The sequence below is a fragment of the Candidatus Benthicola sp. genome (assembly GCF_058719085.1).
Genome location: NZ_JBZQEK010000186.1, coordinates 1 through 4699 on the forward strand (window position 1 = coordinate 1; position 4699 = coordinate 4699).

Genomic DNA, 4699 nt, shown 5'->3' on the forward strand with positions numbered 1-4699 from the left:
ACGGATCGGTGGTCTCTTTCGCGAAGCTCGACTCGCCGATGGAGACTCCCCACTTCCTCGACGTGCAGATCCAGGCCTTCGAGCGGCTGCTGCAGCCCGATACGGAGGGCGATCGCCGCGACGTGGGGCTGGAGCGGATCTTCAAGGAGATCTTCCCGATCGAGGACGTGAACGGGAACTACTCTCTGGAGTTCCAGGACTACTCGCTCGGCGAGCCCAAGTACTCGGTGGACGAGTGCATGGAGCGCGACATGACGTATGCCGCGCCCCTGAAGGCCACGCTGCGCCTGGTCCTGTGGGAAGACCTCGGTGACGACGAGCGTCGCCCGGCGGACATCCTGGAGAAGGAAGTCTACCTGGGAGACCTGCCGCTTCTCACCGATCACGGCACCTTCGTGGTCAACGGTGCGGAGCGCGTCATCGTGAGCCAGCTCCATCGCTCGCCCGGCGTGGTATTCGAGGAGAACGTGCACCCGAACGGAACGCGCCTGTTTTCGGCGAGGATCATCCCGTTCCGGGGCTCGTGGGTGGAGTTCACGCTCGACATTCACGACGTGATCCACGTCCACATCGACAAGCGGAAGAAGTTCCCGGCCACGGCTCTGTTGCGGGCTCTCGGGCACGGGACGGATGCCGACATCCTGGAGCTGTTCTACGAGCACCGCGAGGTGCTGCTGAACGAGATCTCGGAGGACCGGACGATCCGCCGCGAGGTCATCGGAACGCCGCTCGTGGAGTCGATCCTGGACGCGGAGTACGAGGAAGATCCGCGCGACCAGGCGCTGGACGCCTTCGATCCGGCCACCGCCGAGCCGATGTGGCTGGCCGACGACGTGACGGCAGGCGACGAAGTGCTGGCCCGGACGGGCGAGCGCCTGGACGACACGCTCGCGCGGAGATTCGCGGAGTCGGGGATCGAGTCCGTGCCGGTGTTCGACGAGCCGACGGCCTTCGTGGCGCGGCGCGGCGAGGAGCTCACGGATGACCTGTACGATCGCCTCCTGCGGGCAGGAGTGGAGCGCATCGAGGTGTTCTCGAGTGCGGCGTTCATCCCCCTGCGGGGCTCGTACGAGGACCTCACCATGCGTCGCGACTGGAGCGTCCAGCCGATGCTCGCCGCGGACGTCGAGGATCCGAAGTCGGGCAAGGTGCTGGCGAAGCGGGGAGACGAGCTGACGGTCGATCTCTTCCAGGAGCTGCGGGGGAAGCGCGTGCGGGATGCGCTCGTGTTCACGGGCGGACCGCGGGGCGAGTCGCCTCTGATCAAGAACACCCTGGCGAAGGATCCGACCGGTGGAGAGGCCGAGGCGCTGCGGAACATCTACTCGCTCGTCCGGCCGGGAGAGGCTCCCAACATCGAGACGGCGCGTACCGCACTGGACCGCCTGTTCTTCAACCCGAAGCGCTACGACCTCGGTCGCGTCGGCCGCCACAAGGTGAATCACCGCCTGCGGGACGTGTACCGGCTCCTCGACATCGAGGTGCCGACGGCCGATACCACCGTGCTGGCGCCCTCGGACTTCGTGGCGATCGTGCGCTACCTGATCGAGCTGAGCGAGGGTCGCGGATACACCGACGACATCGATCACCTCGGCAACCGGCGCGTGCGATCCATCGGCGAGCTGATCGCCAACCAGTTCTCCGTCGGCCTGTCGCGCATGGCCCGACTGGTTCGCGAGCGCATGTCGATCAACAGCGATCCGGACAAGATGAGCATCGACGACCTGGTGAACGCGCGCACGGTGAGCGCGGTGATCCAGGCCTTCTTCGGCAGCTCGCAGCTCAGCCAGTTCATGGATCAGACGAATCCGCTCGCCGAGCTGACGCACAAGCGGCGTCTCAGCGCCCTCGGGCCGGGCGGGCTCAGCCGGGAGCGCGCGGGCTTCGAAGTTCGCGACGTGCACTACTCGCATTACGGCCGCATGTGTCCGATCGAGACGCCGGAAGGACCCAACATCGGCCTCATCACCTCGATGACGACCTTCTCGAGGCTCAACGAGCTCGGCTTTCTCGAGACGCCGTACCGGAAGGTCGTGGACGGCATCGTGACGGACGAGATCGAGTGGCTCTCCGCCTCCGAGGAGGAGGACTTCGCGGTCGCCCAGGCGAACGCCGCCCTCAACCCGGATGGCAGCTTCGTGAAGGATCTCGTGCTGTGCCGGCGGCGGGACGACTATCCGCTGCTGCCGCCCGAGGACATCGATTTCATGGACGTCGCACCGGATCAGCTGGTGGCCGTGTCGCCGGCGCTGATCCCGTTCCTCGAGCACGATGACGCGAACCGGGCCCTCATGGGCTCGAACATGCAGCGGCAGGCGGTGCCGCTTCTCTTCCCGGACGCGCCCCTGGCGGGCACCGGTCTGGAGGAGAAGGTGGCGGCCGACTCCGCCGCCGTGATCACGGCGAAGCGGGGGGGCAAGGTCACCCGCGTGACCGCCGAGGAGATCGTGATCGACACGGGAGCGCGGAAGGGGGCGAAGGAGGACGAGCCCCTCATGCGTCTGTCGCAGTACGACCGCTACCGGCTGAAGAAATTCTGGCGCACCAACCAGGACACGGCCATCAACCAGCGTCCGATCGTCGGGGTGGGACAGACCGTGAAGTCCGGCGAGGTGATCGCCGATGGAGCGGCCACCGACCACGGAGCGCTGGCCCTCGGCCGGAACGTGACCGTCGCGTTCATGCCGTGGTACGGACACAACTTCGAGGATGCCATCGTGATCAGCGAGGCGCTCGTGAAGAACGACGCCTTCACCTCCGTGCACATCCAGGAGCTGGAGCTGCACGTCCGGGACACGAAGCGGGGCACCGAGGAGATTACGGTCGAGATCCCGAACGTGGCGGAGGAGGCTCTCGTCGACCTGGACGAGCGCGGCATCGTCCGCATCGGGGCCAGCGTGAAGACGGGAGACATCCTGGTCGGGAAGATCACCCCCAAGGGCGAGACGGAGCTGTCGCCGGAGGAGAAGCTCCTGACGGCGATCTTCGGAGAGAAGGCCAAGGACGTGAAGGACAGCTCTCTCCGGGTGCCGCCCGGTGTCGAGGGCACCGTCATCGACGTGAAGATCTTCTCGCGGCGGATCGACGATCCGCTGCTCGAGCGGGAGCACGGCGAGCGCATCGCACGGCTCCGTGAGACCGAGCGCGAGGCGATCGGCCGCATCACCGAGGCCCGGGACGAAGAGCTCCACTCGCTGCTCGAGGGGCAGACCGTGGCCCTGCTCCTGCGTCGCGGGACGATCGAGCCGCTCCTCAAGGAGGGCACGAAGCTCGGCAAGAAGGCACTCTCCGACCTGGACTTCCACGAGGTCGACCTGAGCACCCTCAAGGTCAAGAACGACGTGGCCAACCGGCGCGTACGCCGCCTGATCGATGAGGCGAAGCGCCGGATCGAGCGGATTCGCGAGCGCACGGAGGAGGCGATCGACCGGGTGTTCCAGGCCGACGAGCTCTCTCCGGGCGTCGTGCAGCTGGTCAAGGTGTACCTGGCCGAGAAGCGGAAGATCTCGGTCGGCGACAAGATGGCCGGGCGCCACGGGAACAAGGGCATCATCGCGCGGGTCGTGCCGGAGGAGGACATGCCGGTCCTGCCGGATGGGACGCCGGTGGAGATCGTGCTCAATCCGCTCGGCGTGCCGAGCCGGATGAACGTGGGACAGATCCTCGAGACCCACCTCGGATGGGCAGCGGCCCAGCTCGGGTTCCGGGCCCAGACCCCGGTGTTCCAGGGGGCGGCGGAAGACGCGATCGGCGGGTTGCTGAAACTCGGCGGGGCGGCCTGGGCGGGCCGGTTCCTCGCTCGGGAGATCGAGCCGCCGGAGACCGACGCCGAGGTGATCCAGACTCTGGTCCGGGCGATCCAGTCGTACGAAGGCGATTTCACGCCCGAGAAGAACGGCCATCCGGCCGGACTGGGCCGAAGCCTGGACGCGTATCTGCAGAAAGGCACGGATGCGAAGGCCCGTTCCTACCTGCAGGCCTTCGGGAGCTACGTGCTCGAGGTGGCGCGTGCGTCGTCGGGAGCGACCACGTCCGCGAAGCTCACGGAAGAGGGCTGGCCGGCGGCGGCGGAGCTCTCCGGGCAGAGGTCGATCACGTCGGGTCTGGACGCGGCGGTGGTCGAGCTCATGCTGGCGGCCGGGATCAAGCCGGGCGGAAAGATGCGGCTTCGGGACGGGCGCACGGGCGAGCCCTTCGACGCCGACGTGACCGTGGGCGAGATTTACATGATGAAGCTCTCGCACCTGGTGGACGACAAGATTCACGCCCGTTCGATCGGGCCCTACAGCCTCGTGACGCAGCAGCCGCTCGCCGGAAAGGCGCAGTTCGGAGGCCAGCGCTTCGGTGAGATGGAGGTGTGGGCGCTCGAGGCCTACGGGGCCGCGCACACCCTGCAGGAGATGCTCACGGTCAAGTCGGACGACGTGACCGGCCGCAGCCGGGCGTACGAGGCGATCGTGAAGGGCGACAACCTGCCCAAGCCGGGCGTGCCGGAGAGCTTCAACGTGCTGGTGAAAGAGCTTCAGGCGCTCGGCCTCAGCGTGACGCTGGGCAGCGACGACGACGATTCGATTTTCGCGCAGTGACGCAGATGCATATTCAGCGACAGAGGGGTCACACAGGATGATCGATTTCCCCCGCCATCGCGGAGCCGGGTCTTCGGACTTCGACTGGATGCAGATCAAGATCGCCTCGCCGG

1 protein-coding gene is annotated in these 4699 nt (G+C 67.0%); it reads left to right on the forward strand.

What is annotated here, in order from left to right; genetic code table 11:
* The first annotated feature begins 38 nt into the window (after positions 1-38).
* Positions 39-4586: a DNA-directed RNA polymerase subunit beta gene (gene rpoB, locus AC36XV_RS13130; RefSeq protein ID WP_492204141.1), complete on the forward strand. Its 4548-nt coding sequence runs from the start codon at positions 39-41 to the stop codon at positions 4584-4586.
* The last annotated feature ends 113 nt before the right edge of the window (positions 4587-4699 follow it).